The 18,403-nt window shown below is 72.6% G+C and carries 14 protein-coding genes; 5 read left to right on the top strand and 9 right to left on the bottom strand.

Annotation, left to right across the window (positions count from 1 at the left end; translation table 11 throughout):
* Window positions 1-88 precede the first annotated feature (88 nt).
* Genes IE237_RS13485 through IE237_RS13465 form a run of 5 tightly spaced genes read right to left on the bottom strand, consistent with a single transcriptional unit; the run spans window position 89 to window position 6,039 of the window.
* Window positions 89-1,168 carry a LacI family DNA-binding transcriptional regulator gene (locus IE237_RS13485; RefSeq protein ID WP_189802138.1) on the bottom strand — a complete coding sequence of 360 codons (1,080 nt, stop codon included), beginning with the start codon at window positions 1,166-1,168 and terminating at the stop codon, window positions 89-91.
* Window positions 1,156-2,823, bottom strand: coding sequence for a glycoside hydrolase family 13 protein (locus tag IE237_RS13480; RefSeq protein WP_189802137.1), 1,668 nt, complete (start codon window positions 2,821-2,823; stop codon window positions 1,156-1,158). Before IE237_RS13480 ends, IE237_RS13485 begins: the two co-directional genes overlap by 13 nt.
* A gap of 39 nt (window positions 2,824-2,862) precedes the next feature.
* Window positions 2,863-3,702, bottom strand: a complete 840-nt coding sequence (locus tag IE237_RS13475) for a sugar ABC transporter permease (RefSeq protein ID WP_189802568.1) — start codon at window positions 3,700-3,702, stop codon at window positions 2,863-2,865.
* Between the two features lie 26 nt (window positions 3,703-3,728).
* Window positions 3,729-4,742: a carbohydrate ABC transporter permease gene (locus tag IE237_RS13470; RefSeq protein WP_189802136.1), complete on the bottom strand. Its 1,014-nt coding sequence runs from the start codon at window positions 4,740-4,742 to the stop codon at window positions 3,729-3,731.
* A gap of 19 nt (window positions 4,743-4,761) precedes the next feature.
* The gene (locus IE237_RS13465; RefSeq protein WP_189802135.1) at window positions 4,762-6,039 is read right to left on the bottom strand and encodes an extracellular solute-binding protein; all 1,278 of its coding nucleotides are present in this window, start codon (window positions 6,037-6,039) and stop codon (window positions 4,762-4,764) included.
* Between the two features lie 335 nt (window positions 6,040-6,374).
* Between IE237_RS13465 and IE237_RS13460 the strand changes: the two genes are divergently transcribed.
* A complete protein-coding gene (locus tag IE237_RS13460) occupies window positions 6,375-7,409 on the top strand; it encodes a LacI family DNA-binding transcriptional regulator (RefSeq protein ID WP_189802134.1) in 1,035 nt (344 codons plus the stop codon).
* A gap of 75 nt (window positions 7,410-7,484) precedes the next feature.
* Window positions 7,485-8,408 (top strand): phosphatase PAP2 family protein, encoded by a 924-nt coding sequence (locus IE237_RS13455; RefSeq protein WP_189802133.1) that lies wholly within the window; start codon window positions 7,485-7,487, stop codon window positions 8,406-8,408.
* Between the two features lie 12 nt (window positions 8,409-8,420).
* Here IE237_RS13455 and IE237_RS13450 read toward each other — a convergent pair whose 3' ends face one another.
* Both IE237_RS13450 and IE237_RS13445 read right to left on the bottom strand, forming a co-directional pair.
* Window positions 8,421-9,989 carry an amidohydrolase gene (locus IE237_RS13450; protein WP_189802132.1) on the bottom strand — a complete coding sequence of 523 codons (1,569 nt, stop codon included), beginning with the start codon at window positions 9,987-9,989 and terminating at the stop codon, window positions 8,421-8,423.
* Complete coding sequence (locus tag IE237_RS13445; protein WP_189802131.1) at window positions 9,899-11,437, bottom strand: APC family permease; 1,539 nt, start codon at window positions 11,435-11,437, stop codon at window positions 9,899-9,901. The genes IE237_RS13450 and IE237_RS13445 overlap by 91 nt, the downstream gene beginning before the upstream one ends.
* A 115-nt stretch (window positions 11,438-11,552) precedes the next feature.
* Here IE237_RS13445 and IE237_RS13440 point away from each other — a divergent pair, with 115 nt between their 5' ends.
* Complete coding sequence (locus tag IE237_RS13440) at window positions 11,553-12,167, top strand: TetR/AcrR family transcriptional regulator (protein WP_189802130.1); 615 nt, start codon at window positions 11,553-11,555, stop codon at window positions 12,165-12,167.
* Here IE237_RS13440 and IE237_RS13435 read toward each other — a convergent pair.
* Window positions 12,158-12,568: a VOC family protein gene (locus IE237_RS13435; RefSeq protein WP_189802129.1), complete on the bottom strand. Its 411-nt coding sequence runs from the start codon at window positions 12,566-12,568 to the stop codon at window positions 12,158-12,160. The two genes, IE237_RS13440 and IE237_RS13435, sit on opposite strands and share 10 nt — an antisense overlap.
* 63 nt (window positions 12,569-12,631) lie before the next feature.
* On the opposite strand from IE237_RS13435, the gene IE237_RS13430 reads away from it, so the two are divergent.
* A complete protein-coding gene (locus IE237_RS13430) occupies window positions 12,632-13,075 on the top strand; it encodes a MarR family winged helix-turn-helix transcriptional regulator (RefSeq protein WP_189802128.1) in 444 nt (147 codons plus the stop codon).
* Window positions 13,076-13,081: 6 nt separating this feature from the next.
* Here IE237_RS13430 and IE237_RS13425 read toward each other — a convergent pair whose 3' ends face one another.
* Window positions 13,082-16,069, bottom strand: a complete 2,988-nt coding sequence (locus IE237_RS13425; RefSeq protein WP_189802127.1) for a bifunctional [glutamine synthetase] adenylyltransferase/[glutamine synthetase]-adenylyl-L-tyrosine phosphorylase — start codon at window positions 16,067-16,069, stop codon at window positions 13,082-13,084.
* Between the two features lie 230 nt (window positions 16,070-16,299).
* Here IE237_RS13425 and IE237_RS13420 point away from each other — a divergent pair, with 230 nt between their 5' ends.
* Window positions 16,300-18,399, top strand: coding sequence for a PIG-L family deacetylase (locus IE237_RS13420; protein ID WP_189802126.1), 2,100 nt, complete (start codon window positions 16,300-16,302; stop codon window positions 18,397-18,399).
* Window positions 18,400-18,403: the final 4 nt, after the last annotated feature.

The raw sequence follows: 18,403 nt of genomic DNA, 5'->3' as shown, positions 1-18,403 counted from the left end.
TGCCGAAAGGTTCAGCAACTGTTTTCAGCCGTGACCGTACGAGTGCCCCGGCGCCCGGTCAACCCTCCGGACACCCCGACGCAACTTGTTACGAAAGGACTTGCGGAAGCCGGCCGGGCGGCTGCGCCGTGGAACCGCGCACCACCAGCTCGGGCTGGAAGACGAACTCCGTGCGCTGCACCGGGTTCCCCTCGATCTCCTCCAGGAGCGCGCCGACGGCCGCCGTCGCCATGGCCTGCACGGGCTGGCGCACGGTGGAGAGCGGCGGGCTGGTGAAGGCGATGAGCGGCGAGTCGTCGAAGCCGACGACGGAGACGTCGCCGGGCACGTCGAGGCCGCGGGCGCGGACCGCGCGGATCACGCCGAGCGCCATCAGGTCGGAGCCGCAGACGATGCCCGTGCACCCCTCGCGGAGCAGGATGTCGGCGGCCGCGTGCCCGCCCTCGACGCCGAAGAGCGTGGGCCTGATGAACCGTTCGGCCTCGGTCCGTTCGACGCCGAGGAGCTCGTACAGCTCGGCGGTGAAGCCCTCGGCCTTGCGGCGCGAGGGCACGTACCGGGTGGGGCCGATGGCGAGGCCGATCCGCTCGTGGCCCAGCTCGACCAGGTGCCGGACGGCCATCCGGGCCGCGGCCCGGTCGTCCGGGGAGACGAAGTTGGCGTCGATGTGCTCGTTGTAGCCGTTGATCAGGACGTACGGGACGCCCCGGGCGGCGAGCCGGGCGTAGCGGGCGGGGTCGGCGGTGGCGTCCGCGTGCAGCCCGGAGAGGAAGACGATGCCGGCCACCCCGCGCTCCACGAGCTGCTCGACGAGCTCGTCCTCGGTGGCGCCGCCGGGCATCTGGGTGCAGAGCACCGGGGTGTAGCCGTGCCCGGCGAGGACCTGCTCGACGACCTGCGCGAAGGCGGGGAAGATCGGGTTGGTCAGCTCGGGCACGACGAGCCCGACGAGGCCCGCGCTGCGGCGTTTGAGCCGTACGGGACGCTCGTAGCCGAGCACGTCGAGCGCCGCGAGCACCTTGTGCCGGGTCGCTCCGGCCACCCCCGCCTTGCCGTTGAGGACACGGCTGACGGTGGCCTCGCTGACCCCGGACTGGGCCGCGATGTCCGCGAGCCGCGGGGCGCCGTTCCCGGCGCCCCGCGGCAGGGGGATCGTCACACCGCCCACCAGACGGTGGTGTCGGCGGGCACTTCGGCCTCGTCGTCGACGATCTTGATCTCCTCGTTGGACAGGAGATACCGGCCGGGCAGCGGGACGGTGATGGCCCGGCCGGTGGTGTTGGCGGTGCAGACGAAGCCGTCGCGGCGGAAGGAGAGCACACCCTCGGGTGCCTCCAGCCACTCGACGGCCTCGCCCGCACCGAGTTCGGGGCGCTCGCGGCGCACGGCGAGCGCGCTGCGGTACAGCTCCAGGGTGGAGCCGGGGTCGCCGGCCTGCGCCTCGACGCTCAGGGCGCCCCAGGTCGCGGGCTGCGGCAGCCAGGAGCCGCCGTCGCCGAAGCCGTACGAGGAGCCCTCGACGGTCCACGGGATCGGCACGCGGCAGCCGTCGCGGAAGCCGTCCTGGCCGCTGGCCCGCCAGAACGACGGGTCCTGGCGGACCTCGTCGGGCAGGTCGGTGACGTCCGGCAGGCCGAGCTCCTCGCCCTGGTAGACGTACGCGGAGCCGGGCAGGGCCAGCATGAGCAGGGTCGCGGCGCGGGCGCGGCGCAGGCCGAGCTCGCGGTCGCCGGCCTCGCGGAGCTGGGTGCCGAGGCCCGCCGGGTTGGCGAAGCGGGTGGCGTGCCGGGTGACGTCGTGGTTGGAGAGCACCCAGGTGGTGGGGGCGCCGACCGGGCGCATAGCGTCGAGGGAGGCGTCGATCACCGTGCGGAGCTCGGCGGCGTCCCAGTGGGTGCCCAGGTACTGGAAGTTGAAGGCCTGGTGCATCTCGTCGGGGCGCACGTAGTTCGCGGTGCGGTCGACGGTCGGGGTCCAGGCCTCGGCGACGAGGACGCGCTCGCCGTCGTACTCGGCGAGGACCTTCCGCCAGGAGCGGTAGATCTCGTGGACGCCGTCCTGGTCGAAGAAGGGCATGACGTCGTTGCCGAGCAGCTTCAGCTGGTCGTGGGCGCCGATGTCGGGCAGGCCGGCGGCCTTGACCAGGCCGTGGGCGACGTCGACGCGGAAGCCGTCGACGCCCATGTCGAGCCAGAAGCGCAGGATGGAGCGGAACTCGTCGCGGACGGCCGGGTGCTCCCAGTTGAAGTCGGGCTGCTCCGGGGCGAAGAGGTGCAGGTACCACTCGCCGGGGGTGCCGTCCGGGTTCTCCGTACGGGTCCAGGCGGGGCCGCCGAAGATGGACTCCCAGTCGTTGGGCGGGAGTTCACCGTTCGCGCCCTTTCCGGGGCGGAAGTGGTAGCGCTCGCGCAGCACGGAGCCGGGGCCCTCGCGCAGGGCGCGCTGGAACCACTCGTGCTGGTCGGAGGAGTGGTTGGGCACCAGGTCGACGATGACGCGCAGGCCCAGTTCGTGGGCCTCGCGGATCACCGCGTCGGCGTCGAGGAGCGAGCCGAACATGGGGTCGATGGCCCGGTAGTCGGCGACGTCGTAGCCGGCGTCGGCCTGCGGCGACGCGTAGAACGGGGAGAGCCAGACGGCGTCGACGCCGAGCTCCTTGAGGTACGGCAGCCGGCTGCGGACGCCCTCCAGGTCACCCATGCCGTCGCCGTTTCCGTCGGCGAAGGAGCGAGGGTAGGCCTGGTAGATCACCGCGTCTCTCCACCAGCCCGTGTGCGTGCCGGTGGTCGGGGCGGCGGCGGGGGTGGCGAGGTGCTGGGTCATGTCTTCCTTGGGTCGTAAGGACATGGGGAGGGGTTCGGTTCAGCCCTTGACGGCGCCGGCCGACATGCCGGTGACCAGGTGCCGCTGGGCGAAGAGGAACACCAGGGCGGCGGGGACGGCGATGAGCACGGAGGCCGCGGCCATCGGGCCCCACTGGGCGCCGTACTGGTTGACGAACTTCTGGAGTCCGCCGGCGAGCGTGAGGTTCTCGTCGCCGACCATGAAGGCGGAGGCGTAGGCGACCTCGCCCCAGGCGGTGATGAAGGAGTAGAAGGCGGTGACCGCGATGCCCGGCTTCGCGAGCGGCAGGATGAGCCGCCAGAACGTGCCGAACGGGGTGAGGCCGTCGACGTAGCCGGACTCGTCGATCTCGCGCGGGATGGTGTCGAAGAAGCCCTTCATCATCCACGCGCAGAACGGGACGGCGATGGTCAGGTACGTGATGACCAGGCCGGCCGGCTGGTTGAGCAGGCCCATCGACGCCATGATGTTGTAGATCGGCACGATCAGGACGGCGACCGGGAACATCTGCGTGATGAGCAGGGTCCACATCAGGCCGCGCTTGCCCGGGAACCGGAAGCGGCTGACGGCGTAGCCCGTGGTGGCGGAGATGAAGACGCCGACGACGGTGGTGAGGCCCGCGACGAGCAGCGAGTTGCCGAACCAGGTGAGGAACGGGGTGTCGTTCAGCAGGTTCGTGTAGTTCTCGAACGTCGTCTCTTTGAAGAAGTCCGTGGTGGTCGCGAACTTCGCCGGCTTCAGCGAGGTCAGCAGGACCCACAGCACCGGGAAGACGGCGATCACGGAGGCCGTGATCAGGGTGACGTGCAGCGCGACCGAGGCGAGGGGCGAACGGCGCCCGCGGACCGGGGTGTTCATGACCTGGGGGGTGGGGGTCGTGGTGGTCACCAGACTTCTCCCTGCTTGCGGAGGACGCGCTGGTAGAACGCGGCGAAGACCATCAGGAGGACCAGGATGAGCACGCCCCACGTCGAGGACTGGGCGAAGTCGCGCGGGCTGACCTCGAAGGAGAACTTGTAGGCCTGGGTGACGAGGATCTGGGTGGCCTCGCCGGGCCCGCCCCGGGTGAGCAGGAAGATCACCGGGAACATGTTGAACGTCCAGATGGTGGAGAGCAGGACCACCGTCGTCGACACCGAGCGCAGTCCGGGCATGGTGATGTGCCGGAAGCGCTGCCAGGCGTTCGCGCCGTCCATCTCGGCGGCCTCGTACAGCTCGCCGGGGATGGACTGGAGTCCGCCGAGGAGGGCGACCATCATGAACGGCACGCCGAGCCAGACGTTGGTCGCGATGACCGAGATCTTGGCCCAGGTGGGGTCGTTGAGCCACGGGACGGCGTCGATGCCGCCGCCCGCGAGGACCTTGTTGAGCAGGCCGTTGTCCTGGTTGTAGAGGAAGCGCCAGGCGAAGACGGAGACGAAGCCGGGCACGGCCCAGGGCAGGATCAGCATCAGCCGGTAGGCGGAGCGGCCGGCGATCTTCCTGTTCAGGATGTTGGCGAGGCCGAGGCCGAGGGCGAAGGTCAGCGCCACGCAGGACACGGTCCAGACGATCGTCCAGCCGAGCGTCCCGAGGAACTGGCCCCCGGTGATCGCGTCGGTGTAGTTGTCCAGACCGACGAACTCGTAGGTGGCCGGGATCTGGTTGACACCGATCGACCGCGCGACGTTCCGCTCGTTGGCGTCGGTCAGCGACAGGTAGATGCCGCGGACCAGCGGGTAGCCGATGATCACGGCGATCACCACGGTCACCGGGGCGACCATGGCCCAGGCGTACCAGTGGGTGGAGAGGGAGCGCTTCGGCGCGCCCCGGTGACTGCCAGTTCCGCGGCTCCGGCCGCGGGCGACGTCGTCGCCCGCGGCCTTCGCCACCGACTGGCTGGGGGTGTCCACAGCCATCAGCCGGCCTGCCTTCCTGTTACTTCCAGTCCTTCAGGAGCTTGCGGTAGCCGTCGCCGACCGTCTTGGCTCCCGTCTCCGGGGTGGTCTGGCCGGTCAGGACCTTGGTGTACTCGGTGACGAGCGGCGCGAAGAGGCTGCCGGTCTCCGGGATCCAGGGGCGCTCGACGGCCTTGTCGACGACCGGCTTGAAGAAGGTGATCATCTCGTTGGTCGCGACGTCCGACTTGATGTAGACCGACTCGCGGGTCGGGAGCAGGCTGAGCTCCTTCGAGATCTTCGCCTGGGTCTCGGCCGAGGTCATGTACTCGGCGAAGGCGTAGGAGGCGTCGAGGTTCTTGGAGCCCGCGTAGACGGCGAGGTTGTGGCCGCCCTGCGGGGCGCCCTGGCCGCCCGAGCCGGCCGGGACCGGGGCGATGCCCAGGTTGGCCTTGTCGGCGAACTCCTTGCCGGCGTAGGTGTCGGCGACGGCCCACGGGCCGTTGATCATCATGGCGACCTTGCCTTCCTTGAAGGCGGTCTGCATGTTGTTCCAGCCGTCGGTCGCGTCGGTCTTGGCGGCGCCCGAGTCGACCAGGTCCTTGACGACCTTGAAGGCCTTCACGCCGGCCGGGCCGTCGACGGTGATCTTCTTGTTCTCGGCGTCGACCAGGTCGCCGCCCTCGCCGTAGAGGAAGGAGAGGAACCAGTAGGCGTCGTCGCCGCGCAGGTAGAGGCCGGTCTTGCCGGTCTTCTGCTTGATCTTGGCGGAGACGGACTTGAGCTCGTCGATGGTCTTGGGGACCTCGACGCCGGCGTCCTTGAAGATCTTCTTGTTGTAGAAGATGCCCATGGAGTCGATGACCTGCGGGACGGCGTAGGTCTTGCCGTTGTACTTCGTGGAGGCCGCGGCCTGCTCCAGGAAGTCGTCCTGGTTCTTGAGGGCGGCGGTGCCGTCCAGCGGGGCGAGGTAGCCGAGGTCGGCGAACTCGGGGGTCCAGGCGACCTCGGAGCGGATGACGTCGGGCGCGCCGGAGCCGGACTGCGCGGCGTTCTTGAACTTGTTCTGCGCCTCGCCGAACGGCACGTTCACGTACTTGACGGTGACCTTGGGGTGCTGCTTCTTGAAGTCCTCGGCGACCTTCTTGAAGACCTTGTCCTCGGAGCCGACCGTGGAGGTGTCCCACCAGGTCACGGTGCCGGAGAGCTCACCCGAGCCCTTCGAGCCGCCGTTGGAACCGCTGTCGCTTCCGCCGCACGCCGCCAGGGTCACGCCCAGGGCCGCGACCAGCGCGGTGGCCGCTATGCCACGCCGCATGTGAACTCCTTCAATGATCCCGGGGAGACGAGGGGCTGGAACCTTCCTCATGCGACCGCTCCCTCGCGGCGCTCCGGGTTGCCAGGAACGTAACAGGGATGAAAACGCGCCGAAAGACCTTGCGAGAACTTTCTGCAAGGACCGGCGATCGTTACATCCGCGTGTCCCGAAGGTTGCCGAAGGATCGCTTGACAGGGGCGGTCGGCCCCCTTTCGCGCCCGAATGCCCCCGCAAGGAGGCCGCAAGGACTGCAAGGCCTTGCATCAGGACGGCATCGGAGGGGACCGCGGGGTAGCGGTGGGCAATACGCCCCGTGACCGGTACAGTCCATCCTCATGACCGCGCGGCTCTCCGACATCGCAGCCCAGGCGGGGGTCAGTGAGGCCACAGTCAGCCGCGTGCTCAACGGCAAGGCGGGCGTGGCCGCCGCCACCCGCGAGTCCGTCCTCGCCGCGCTCGACGTGCTCGGCTACGAGCGGCCCGTACGTCTGCGCCAGCGCAGCGCGGGGCTCGTCGGCCTCATCACCCCCGAGCTGGACAACCCGATCTTCCCCGCCCTCGCCCAGGTCATCGGGCAGGCCCTGACCCGGCAGGGGTACACGCCGGTCCTCGCCACCCAGACCCCCGGCGGGTCCACCGAGGACGAGCTCACCGACATGCTGGTGGAGCGGGGCGTCGCCGGCATCATCTTCGTCTCCGGCCTGCACGCCGACACCACCGCCGACATGACGCGCTACGACCAGCTGCGCGGCAAGGGCGTCCCGTACGTCCTCCTCAACGGCTTCTCCCCCAAGGTCCAGGCCCCCTTCGTCTCCCCCGACGACCGGGCGGCGATGCGGCTGGCCGTGACGCACCTGGCGGCGCTCGGGCACACCCGGATCGGTCTCGCCGTCGGGCCGAAGCGCTTCGTGCCGGTGCTGCGCAAGATAGAGGGCTTCCAGCAGGGCATGCAGGAGCGGCTCGGCCTCGGCCCCGAGGAGTCCGAGGAGCTGATCCAGCACTCGCTGTACACCCTGGAGGGCGGCCAGGCCGCGGCGGGAGCGCTGATCTCCCGCGGCTGCACGGCGGTCGTCTGCGCGAGCGACATGATGGCGCTCGGCGCGATCCGGGCGGCCCGGCAGCAGGGCCTGGACGTCCCCCGGGACGTCTCGGTCGTCGGTTTCGACGACTCTCCGCTCATAGCCTTCACCGATCCGCCGCTGACCACCATCCGGCAGCCGGTGCAGGCGATGGGGCAGGCCGCGGTCCGCGCGCTCCTGGAGGAGGTCGGGGGCACCCCGGCCCCGCACTCCGAGTTCGTCTTCATGCCTGAGCTGGTGGTTCGCGGCTCGACCGCATCCGCCCCGGCGCCCGCGCGGACTCCTTCCTGAGGTGGACCGGGTGCACCCGGAACCCGACCGAGGGATGATCGGTCGGGGGGACGGGATCTGGCAGACTCTCTCGCTATGGGTGAAACGACCGTGAAGAGCTTGGACAGCCGGACGACCCCGTCGTCACCCATCGTGGCCGACGAGGGCAGGTTCGCGCGCCTGCGTGCGCGCGCGCCACGGCGCCCCACGATCTGGTTCGAGATCCTGCTGATCGCGGTGAGTTACTGGACGTACTCCCTGATCCGCAACGCGGTGCCGGAGCAGAAGGCCGAGGCGCTCAGGAACGCCGACTGGATCTGGCGGACCGAGGAGTCCCTCGGTCTCGCCTTCGAGCACGCCGTCAACCATGCCGTGAACTCGGTGACATGGCTGATCGTCTCGATGAACTACTACTACGCCACGCTCCACTTCGTCGTGACCATCGGTGTGCTGGTGTGGCTGTACCGATGGCATCCGGGCCGTTACGCGGCGTTCCGTACGGTTCTGTTCGCGACCACCGGTGTGGCCCTGGTCGGTTACTACCTGTACCCGCTCGCGCCGCCCCGGCTCATGAACGGCCAGGACTTCGTCGACACGGTGCTCGTCCACCACACCTGGGGCTCGATGGCCTCGGGCAACCTCAAGCACGTGTCGAACCAGTACGCGGCGATGCCGTCCATGCACATCGGCTGGTCGCTCTGGTGCGGCCTGACGATCTTCCTCCTCGCCCGGGCGCCCTGGGCGAAGATCCTCGGCCTGCTCTACCCGGCGGCGACCCTCGTCGTCATCGTGGCCACCGCCAACCACTTCTGGCTGGACGCGGTCGGCGGCATGATCTGCCTGGCCTTCGGATTCGCCGTCTCGTACTTCTGGTACGGCTCCCGCCCGCACCGGCTGCCGAAGCTGGTGGAGCCGGTGGGCGTCGTCGGGCGGGGCGGTCCGTCCCCGGCGAGGAGGACGGACCGCGCGAAGTCCGGCGCGGAGGAAGAGGCCGAGGAGCAGGTCGGCTCCGGCAGGTGATCCCGCCGCCGGTCAGCGCCTGTGCGTGATCCGGCCGCCGGCGACCGTCAGCAGGACCGGGGCCTCGGCGGTCTCGTCCGCCGGGGCCTCGACCGGATCCACGGCGAAGGCGGCGAGGTCGGCCCGGAAGCCCGGGGCGATCCGGCCCGCGACCGACTCCTCCCCCGCGGCGACCGCCGCGTGCGTGGTCATCCCCTCCAGGGCCATCAGGCCGGTGAGCCCGTGCCGGGCCGCGGCGGCGCCGCGCGGGGCGCGGGCGGTGGCGAGGACCTGGCGGGCGTCGTAGTGCGCGATGGGCCAGTCGGAGCCGAGCGCGAGGTGCGCCCCGGCGTCCCGCAGGTCGCGGCAGCGCCAGGCGCGGGCGGCCCGCTCCTCGCCGAGCCGCTTGGACCACTCGTCGGTGTGGTCGGCGCGGGTGTACGCGGTGTGCGGGGGCTGCATCGAGGCGACGACTCCGAGTGCGGCGAACCGTCCGAGCTGGTCGTCGGGGACGGTCTCGATGTGCTCGATCCGGTGGCGGGGACCGCCCGGGCCGAGGCCTTCCACGGTGTCGAGGACGTGCCGGACGGCGGCGTCGCCGATGGCGTGGGTGGCGGTGCCGACACCGGCCCGGTGGAGGTGGCGCACGGCGGCGGAGTAGGCGGCCGGGTCGGGCCAGAAGGCGTCGGTGCCCTGACCGTGGCAGTCGGCGTGTTCCAGCCAGGCGGTGCCGCCCTCGACGGTGCCGTCCATGAAGAACTTCACGCCGCCGATCGCCCACAGGCGTCCGGCCCGCTCCTGGAGCCGTACGAAGGCGTCGAGCTCCTCTGCCGTGGCGCCGGGCATGCACCAGGGGGCGAGGCGGAGGCGGACCGGCAGGTCGCCGTCCTCCTCGATGCCGGCGAGCAGGCCGGGGACGTCGTGCCCGCCGAGGTCCATGACGTGGGCGGCGGTGAGGCCGGTGGCGGCCATCGCGCCCAGCAGCTCGACGATCCGGTCGCGGCGCTCGGCGTACGGCTGCGCGGGCAGGACCGGGGTCATCAGGTCCATGGCGGCGTGCTCGACGAGGTGTCCGGTGGGGCGGCCGCCGGCCTCGCAGACGATCTCGGAGAGCTGGGCGAAGGCGCGGGGGCCTTCGATGCCGGCGGCCTTCAGGGCGGCGCGGCTGGCGAGGGCGGAGTGGCCGTCGTAGAGCCGCAGGAGGGCGGGGGTGCCGTCGAGGACATCCTCGATCAGGTCGCGGTGGACGGGCCGGCCGCCGAAGACGTTGTGGTCGAGGCCGAAGCCGATGATCCAGCCGTCGCGGCGTGCGGCGGCGCGGAGCGCGGCGCGCAGTCCTTCGAGGTCGGTGACGCCGGACAGGTCGGTGCCGGTGAACATCTCCAGGCCCCAGACGGGGTGGCTGTGGGCGTCGGTGAGGCCGGGGGTGAGGGTTCCGCCGGCGAGGTCGACGGTCTCGGTGCCGGGACCGGCCCAGGTGCGGGCCTCGGCGTCGGTGCCGACGGCGGTGATCAGTCCGCCATGGACGGCGACGGCGGTGGCGCCGGTGAGCTCGGGGTCGCGGACGCGGGCGTTGACGAGGACGAGGTCGGGTGCGGACACGAGGGGTCGGCTCCTTCGGTGGCGGGTTCGGCGGCGAAGCGGGCGTAGGTCTCGGGGCGGGTGCGGCGGAGCCGGTACGCGAGGAGGAGCCCGAGGAGGAAGACGGCGGGGGCGAGGGAGACGAGCACGGTGTTGACCGTGGTCGAGGCCCCGGTGAAGAGGTCGACGTGGGCGGTGACCAGGCCGATCGCCCCGGCCAGCAGGAGGAACGCGGCGACGGGGGCGACGACGGTGCGGAGCACGCCCTCGCGGTGGTCGATCCGCCGGAAGAAGCAGGGGACGGCGAGCGCGGCGAGCAGCTGGAGGATCATCAGGCCGATCATCCCGGGCGTGTTCACCCAGAGCAGGAGCTGCTGGTACGGGTCGGCGCCGGCGAGCGCGAAGGCGAGGACCACGAGGGCGCCGAGCACGGTCTGCGCGGCTCCGGCCACGTACGGGGAGCGGTGGCGGGGGTGGATCCGTCCGAGGGCCTTCGGCAGCACGCCCTCCTCGGAGAGGGAGAGGGTGTAGCGGTTGATGGCGTTGTGGAAGGCGAGGAGGGAGGCGAGGACGCTGGTGATGATGAGCAGGTGCATCAGGTCGGCGGCCCACGCTCCGACGTAGGTGGTGATGGCGGCGAAGAAGAGGCCGCCGGGGTCGTCGGCGGCGGCCTGGACGACCTTGTCCTCGCCGAAGGCCTGGATCACGGTCCAGACGACGAAGGCGTAGAAGAGGCCGAGGAAGGCGACCGCGATGTAGGTGGCGCGGGGGATGGTGCGGTCGGGGTCCTTCGCCTCGCGCCGGTAGATCACGGTGGACTCGAAGCCGGTGAAGGCGGCGAAGGCGAAGGCCAGGACGGCGGCGGTGCCGCCGGTGAGGACGTGGGCGGGGGCGAGGCCGCCGAGCGAGAGGCCGTGTGCCCCGCCGTCGAGGAGGACGCCGCCGGCGAGGAGGACGAGGATGCCGGTCTCGGCGACGAGGAGGACGCCGAGGACCTTGGCGCCGAAGTCGATGGAGCGGTAGCCGCCGTACCAGATGAGCAGGAGGCCGGCGAGGGAGACGGGCAGCCAGGGGACGTCGTGGCCGAGGGCGGCGGCGGTGTCGGAGGTGGCGGAGCCGAGGAGTCCGTAGACGCCGATCTCCATGCCGTTGTAGCCGAGCATGGCCACGAGGGCGGCGGCGATGCCGACCGGCCTGCCGAGGCCGCGGGTGATGTACGCGTAGAAGGCGCCGGCGCTGCGGACGTGGCGGCTCATGGTGGTGAAGCCGACGGCGAAGACGGTGAGGGTGAGGCCGGCGAGGAGGTAGCCGACGGGGGCGCCGATGCCGCCGAGCAGGATGGCGACGGGGGCGACTCCGGCCATGACGGTGAGCGGGGCGGCGGCGGAGACGACGAAGAAGGAGATGTCGGCGGTGGTGAGGGTGCCGGTTCTCAGTCCTGGGGGCTCGTCGGGGGTGGGTGAGGACATGGCGGGGGAAGCCTTTCCGCGACAGGAAACCTAAAGGCTTTCGGTTTGCGCAATGTAGCCTCGGCCTCGACCGTTCGGGAAGACCTGACGAGCATCTGAACAGGGAGTGACGATCATGGGCCGGCCGCGCAGACCCCTCCTCGACCGGGAGCGGATCACCACCACGGCGCTCGAGATCGTCGACGAGCAGGGCGAGTTCAGCGTCCCGCAGATCGCGAAGCGCCTCGGGGTGCAGACGGCCTCCGTCTACCACCACGTGGACGGCCGGGACGGCATCGTCGAGCTGCTGCGCGAGCGGGTGGCCGCCGCCATCGACGGCGCGACCCTCGAACGGGAGCCCTGGGACGCCGCCATGGCCGCCTGGGCCCGCTCCTACCGGGCCGCCTTCGCCGCCCACCCGCGCACGATCCCGCTCCTCACCACCTCACCGGTGCGCGCGCCCAAGGTCCTCGCCCAGTACGAGCACGCGGTCGGCCGCCTGCTCGACGCGGGCTTCGCGCTGCCGGACGTCATGCCGGTGATCATCGCCCTGGAGAACATCGTCCTCGGCTCGGCGCTCGACATGGCCGCCCCCGAGGCGATGTGGGAGCTCGCCGACGAGACGGCCACGCCCCGACTGGCCCGCGCCCTGGGCGCGGCCCCGGAGGGCCGCTCCGACCAGGCCTTCGAACTGGCCCTCACCGGCTATCTGGACCATGTCCGGACACTGCTCGACACGGATCAGCTGTAGGACTGCAGCTCGATCAGATGCCCCTCGGGGTCGCGGAGATGGGCGGTCCGCAGGCCGGGTCCCCACTCCGGGCGGTCGGCCGCGCCGAGCACGGGAGCGCCGCCGGACTCCAGGCAGAGGGCGAGGGCCTCGTCCACGTCGGCGACCCGCAGCACGAGCATCGCGGTGTCCTGGGCCGGCGCCGGCCGGTCCGGGAGGGTCCCGGTGCCGAGGACGGAGGCCATCGCGGCGCGGTCGAAGAGCACCAGGGCGGCCCGGCCGTCCACCTCCCAGCCGGCGTACGGCCCGTCCGGCGCGCCCTTGTCGAGGACGGCGCCGCTCAGCGGCGGCAGGACCGCCGCGTAGAACCGGAAGCTGTCGGCGAAGCGGCTGACGAGCAGTCGGGGGTACGGGACGTCCACGGCGGGCTCCTCGAAGAATAGTAGGTGCGCACCCACTATAGGAGCGGACCTTAGACTTCTGTCATGTCCTCCGCGCACTCCACCCCGCCCGCCCTGCTCGACCTCAGCACCTATCTGCTCTCCCGGATCGGCAAGGCGGCCCGGGGCAGGCTGGCGGACCGCCTGGCCCAACGCGGCCTGCGGCTCTGGGACATGGCGGTCCTCGCCGCCCTCTCCGACTTCGGGCCGCACGCCCAGCGCGACCTGGTCGTCCGGCTCGGCGTCGACCCGAGCGACATGGCCAAGGTGGTCGACCAGCTGGCCACCGGCGGGTACGTCGAGCGGGCGCGCGACCCCGAGGACCGGCGGCGGGTCTCCGTCTCCCTCGCACCCGCCGGCCGGGACCTCCTCGCGGAGCTCGACGCCGAGGCCCGGGCCGTCCAGGACGAGCTGCTCGCACCGCTGGACCCGGAGGAACGGGCCCGGCTCCAGGGCCTGTTGCTCCGGGTGCACCAAGGGCTCGGCTGAGCGCCCCTACGCCCCGTAGAAGAGCTCCTCCACCACCGCGCGGGCGCGGCGGGTGATCCGGCGGTAGTCGTCGACCATCTCGCCGACGTGGCCGGACTCGTAGCCCAGGTACCGCCCGACCGCGGCGAGTTCGCGCGGGTCCGAGGGGAAGGTGTCGCCGGGGCGGCCGCGGACCAGCATCACCGCGTTGCGCACCCGGGTGGCGAGGACCCAGGCCTCGTCGAGGGTCTGCGCCTCCTCCGTCGGGATCAGCCCCGCCGCGTGGGCGGCGGCCAGGGCCTCGCGGGTACGGGTCGTCCGCAGGCCAGGCTCGGCCCAGCCGTGCCGCATCTGGAGCAGCTGGACGGTCCACTCGACGTCGCTGAGGCCGCCGCGCCCGAGCTTGGCGTGGAGGGTCGGGTCGGCGCCGCGCGGCAGCCGCTCGGACTCCATCCGGGCCTTGAGCCGGCGGATCTCGCGGACCGCGTCCTCCCCGAGCCCCTCGACCGGATAGCGCAGCGGGTCGACGAGCTCGATGAACCGGTCGCCCAGCTCCCGGTCCCCCGCGAGGGGTTCGGCGCGCAGCAGCGCCTGGCTCTCCCAGACGAGCGACCAGCGGCGGTAGTAGGCCTCGTACGACTTCAGGGTGCGCACCAGCGGGCCGCTCTTGCCCTCCGGGCGCAGATCCGCGTCGATCAGCAACGGCGGGTCGGCGGTGGGGAGCTGGAGCAGCCGCCGCATCTCGGCGACCACCCGGTTCGCGGCCCGGGCCGCCTCCTGCTCGTCGACGCCCTCGCGCGGCTCGTGCACGAACAGCACGTCGGCGTCGGAGCCGTACCCCAGCTCGTGGCCGCCGAAGCGGCCCATGCCGATGACCGCGAACCGGGTCGGCAGCTCCTCGCCCCACTCGGCGCGCACGGCGGCCCGCAGGGCGCCGGCGATCGTGGCCGAGTTGAGGTCGGTGACGGCCTCCCCCACCCGGTCGACGAGCGCGCCCGGGTCGGGCTCACGGGGGCTGTCCTCGGTGCCGTACGAGCCGATGAGATCGGCCGCGGCGGTACGGAACAGCTCCCTGCGGCGGACCCCGCGGGCCGCCGCGACCGCCTGCTCGGCGTCGTCCGCGCGGCCCACCGCCGCCAGGACCTCCTGCTCCAGATGGTCCCGGCCGCGCGGCTTCAGACCCTCCGGGTCGCCGAGGATCGCGACCGCCTCGGGGGCGCGGAGCAGCAGGTCGGGGGCGAGGCGCCCGGCGGAGAGGACCCGGGCGAGGTTCTCCGCGGCGGCGCCCTCGTCGCGGAGCAGCCGCAGGTACCAGGGGGTCTTGCCGAGGGCGTCGGAGACCTTGCGGAAGCCGAGGAGTCCGGCGTCCGGGTCGGCCGAGTCGGCGAACCAGCCGAGCAGCACCGGGAGCAGCGTCCGCTGGATGGCGGCCTTCCGGGTCACCCCGGAGGCCAGGGCCTCCAGGTGGCGCAGGGCGGCGGCGGGGTCGGCGTACCCGAGGGCTTCGAGCCGCTGCCCGGCCGCCTTCGGGCTGAGCCGGATCTCGCCGGGGGCGAGCTGGGCGACCGCGTCGAGCAGCGGCCGGTAGAAGAGCTTCTCGTGCAGCCGCCGGACGACGGCCGCGTGCCGCTTCCACTCCTTGTTGAGCTCGGCGACCGGATCGGTGCGCAGCCCGAGGGAGCGGCCGAGGCGGCGCAGGTCGGCCTCGTCCTCGGGGACGAGGTGGGTGCGGCGCAGCCGGTACAGCTGGATGCGGTGCTCCATCGCCCGCAGGAAGCGGTAGGCCTCGTCGAGCTGGGAGGCGTCGGCGCGGCCGACGTAGCCGCCGGCCGCGAGGGCGGCGAGCGCGTCGAGGGTGGTCCCGCTGTGCAGCGTGGCGTCGCTGCGGCCGTGCACCAGCTGGAGGAGCTGGACGGCGAACTCGACGTCCCTGAGGCCGCCGGGGCCGAGCTTGAGCTCGCGCTCGACCTGGGCGACCGGGATGTTGTCGACGACGCGGCGGCGCATCTTCTGCACGTCGGGGACGAAGTTCTCGCGCTCGGCGGCCTGCCAGACGAGCGGGGAGACGGCGTCGATGTACTGGCCGCCCAGCTCGGGGTCGCCGGCCACCGCGCGCGCCTTGAGCAGCGCCTGGAACTCCCAGGTCTTCGCCCACCGCTGGTAGTAGGCGAGATGGGAGGAGAGCGTGCGGACGAGGGGGCCGTTGCGGCCCTCGGGGCGCAGATTGGCGTCGACCGGCCAGATGGTGCCCTCGACGGTGGTCTCCGAGCAGATCCGCATCAGGTGGGAGGCGAGGCGGGTCGCGGCCTGGATGGCCTTGCCCTCGTCGGCGCCGTCCGCGGGCTCCCCCACGAAGATCACGTCCACGTCGGAGACGTAGTTCAGCTCGTGGCCCCCGCACTTGCCCATCGCGATCACCGCGAGCCTGCACATCGCGGCGTCGGCGGGCGCGGCCGTACGGGCGATGGCGAGCGCGGCGCGCAGGGTCGCCGTCGCCAGGTCGGCGAGCTCGGCGGCGGTCTGGGCGAGGTCGGCGGTGCCGCACACGTCACGGGCCGCTATGGCGAGGAGGCAGCGGCGGTAGGCGACCCGCAGCGACACCGGGTCGACGGCCTCGGCGAGGCCGTGCTCGAACTCGGCGACCCCGGGGTGCAGGTCGACCGCCTCGTACGTGACGAGGGACTCCCAGTCGCGGGGGTGCCGGGCCAGGTGGTCGGCGAGCGCCTCGGACGCGCCGAGCACCCCGAGCAGCCGGTCCCGGAACGGCTTGGCGGAGAGCAGCGTGGTGGTGAGGGTCTGCCGCTCGGTCTCGGGCTGCGCCTCCACGAGACGGACCAGGCCGCGCAGGGCGAGGTCGGGGTCGGCGGTGGCGCCGAGGGAGTCGAGGAGGACGGAGTCGCCGCGCAGCGCCGACAGCTCGGGCACGTCGAGGAGTCTCTCGGCCTCCGAGGGATCGGTGAACCCGTGCCGCAGCAGACGTGAGAACGTGCTGCTCCTGCGTCCCGGCACCGTCATTCCGCCGCTCCCTCCGAGCAGGTCCAAGCCCAGGGACGAACCCGGGAGATCGAGCCTATCCGCAGCGCGAGGCGCGGGCGCTCAGGCCTGCGGATCGCAGCGGATCACACGTGATGTCCCGCACATTGGTCGCTTTTCGGGCCCGATGAACCGTATTCCTTGAAAGTTCGTCTTGCCTCCCGCGGGACGGTCCCGCCCGTCCGACCTCATGGGAAAGCACGCCACCGCACATGCCCGTCCTCCGCCGCCCCGCCCCCCCGACCCGCCGCAGGACCGCCGCGACGGTGGTGACGGCCGCCCTGGTGGGCGGCGCCTTCGTCGGCCTCCTCTCGGTGACCGGGACGCCGCGCACGCCGTCGGCGCACGCGGCGGAGGGCACGGGGTCCCCGGCGAAGGCCCCGGCGACGCACGCGCCGGCGAAGGCCCTGCCGGCCGAGGCGCACGGGAAGCCCGGGAAGGACACCCGCGCCCCGGTCTCCGTGGTGCAGATCGTGGCCCACCCCGACGACGACCTGTTCTTCATGAACCCGGACGTCTCCCAGTCCCTGCGCTCCCGGAGCCCCCTCACCGCCGTCTACCTCACCGCCGGGGAGTCCGACGGCGTCAACGCGCGCCCCCACGACGCCGCCGCGGCCGCGCCCGACAAGGCGGGCTACGCCGAGGCCCGGCAGAACGGCATACGCGCGGCGTACGCCGAGATGGCGACGGGCAGCAGGACCAGTCCCTGGGACCGGGAGGCGATACCGACGGCCGGCGGCGGGTGGGCCGAGCTGGACACCCTGCGCGCCCGGCCGCAGATCAAGCTGGTCTGGCTGCAGATACGGGAGGCCGGCGCCACCAACGGCGACCGGCCGCACAGCCTCAACGGACTCTGGAACGGCCGGATCACCGCGCTGGAGTCGCAGCGCTCCGCGGGCACCCCGGTCGCCGCCGACTTCACCTACACGAAGGAGCAGGTCGTCGCCACGGTGACCGGGCTCCTGGAGCGCTTCCGGCCGACCTTCGTCCGCATGCAGGACCCGAGCCCCGGCACGTACCCGGAGACCGGGAAGTTCCGGGACCACCAGGACCACCTGTTCGGGGCCCGGTTCGCACAGGCCGCGCTCGCCCGGTACGCGGAGCTGCCCGGCCACCCGCACGTCGGCGTGCAGAACTACCTCGGCTACCCGACCAGCGTCCTGCCGCACACCCTCGACCCCGCGACGGCCGACGCGAAGCTGAAGACCCTGAAGACGTACGCCTGGCTGGACGGTGTCCAGGACTGCGGGACCGGCGCGGGCTGCGGCGACCTGAAGGTGGCCGCACGGCCCGCCGGGCGGGGCTGGACGCAGACGGTCCGGTACGCCCGCGGCACCTCGACCTCCTGGGTCCAGCGCGGCCCGGACGGCGGACTGCACGCCTTCTCCGTCCTCGACGGACACCTCGCGGCCTGGCGGAAGCCGGCCGACGCCGTGGCCTGGCGGGGCCCGGAGCTGCTGCCCGGCGGCGGCCTCGACAGCGGCGTCACCTCGGTGACCCTGCCCGACGGCCGCATCGCCGTCTTCGGCACCCGGACGACGCTCGGCGGCGACGCGGCCGCCTACCGCCGCGAGGTCGTCACCACCGTCCAGTCCGTCCCGGGCGGCGCCTTCGGCCCCTGGCTCCCGCTCGGCACCCCCGAGCGGAACGACGCCGACGGGACCTCGGACATCAGCGCGCCCGCCGTCACCGTGGCCGCCGACGGCCGGGTCACGGTGGTCCTCCGCGACAGCCGCCACCGGCTGACGGCCCGCGAGCAGCGGACCGACGGCACCTGGGGCCCGTGGCGGTCCCTGGGCGGCACGGACGTCTACGGCGACCCGGTGGCGGCGACGGACGCGGACGGACGCGGGTACGTCTTCGCCAGCACCCCGGACACCGTCCTCGCCTGGGCCGAGCCGAACCCCGGCGGACCGCTGACCGGTCCCGCGCCGACCGGGCTGCCGCCGACGACCCTCGCGCTGAGCGCGGGCGCGGCGCCGGACGGCGACGGCGTACGGCTCTGGTTCCGCAAGCCGGCCTCCGGCGACCTGCGGAGCGCCGACTTCTCCGGTACGGGCCCGGTCTCCCCGGTCACGGAGCTGTCCGGCACCGGCGTCGCGGGCTTCGGCCCGGTGAGCGGCGGCGACGGCCTGCTCGCGGTCCGGTCCCGCACCGGCTTCCTGGCGACGGCACCGCACGGCCGGGCCGGGGCGCGCCCGGTGTGGACGCTGGAGAAGTTCCTGTTCTCCGGCGCGCCGGACGCCGGTACGGACGGGGTGGCGGCGATCGGCCTGGACGGCCGGCTGCACTGGACTCCCGCGGGGCCCTGACCCC

Origin of the sequence: Streptomyces tanashiensis (assembly GCF_014648895.1) — a bacterium.
GTDB classification, from domain to species: Bacteria; Actinomycetota; Actinomycetes; order Streptomycetales; family Streptomycetaceae; genus Streptomyces; species Streptomyces tanashiensis.
This window is presented reverse-complemented; position numbering and strand designations above follow the sequence as displayed.

Bases quoted from the DNA above. Each gene is read 5' to 3' on its own strand.
- IE237_RS13480 (WP_189802137.1), bottom strand. From the start codon at position 2,823: ATGACCCAGCACCTCGCCACCCCCGCCGCCGCCCCGACCACCGGCACG.
- IE237_RS13475 (WP_189802568.1), bottom strand. From the start codon at position 3,702: ATGAACACCCCGGTCCGCGGGCGCCGTTCGCCCCTCGCCTCGGTCGCG.
- IE237_RS13470 (WP_189802136.1), bottom strand. From the start codon at position 4,742: ATGGCTGTGGACACCCCCAGCCAGTCGGTGGCGAAGGCCGCGGGCGAC.
- IE237_RS13465 (WP_189802135.1), bottom strand. From the start codon at position 6,039: ATGCGGCGTGGCATAGCGGCCACCGCGCTGGTCGCGGCCCTGGGCGTG.
- IE237_RS13460 (WP_189802134.1), top strand. From the start codon at position 6,375: ATGACCGCGCGGCTCTCCGACATCGCAGCCCAGGCGGGGGTCAGTGAG.
- IE237_RS13455 (WP_189802133.1), top strand. From the start codon at position 7,485: ATGGGTGAAACGACCGTGAAGAGCTTGGACAGCCGGACGACCCCGTCG.
- IE237_RS13445 (WP_189802131.1), bottom strand. From the start codon at position 11,437: ATGTCCTCACCCACCCCCGACGAGCCCCCAGGACTGAGAACCGGCACC.
- IE237_RS13440 (WP_189802130.1), top strand. From the start codon at position 11,553: ATGGGCCGGCCGCGCAGACCCCTCCTCGACCGGGAGCGGATCACCACC.
- IE237_RS13430 (WP_189802128.1), top strand. From the start codon at position 12,632: ATGTCCTCCGCGCACTCCACCCCGCCCGCCCTGCTCGACCTCAGCACC.
- IE237_RS13425 (WP_189802127.1), bottom strand. From the start codon at position 16,069: ATGACGGTGCCGGGACGCAGGAGCAGCACGTTCTCACGTCTGCTGCGG.
- IE237_RS13420 (WP_189802126.1), top strand. From the start codon at position 16,300: ATGCCCGTCCTCCGCCGCCCCGCCCCCCCGACCCGCCGCAGGACCGCC.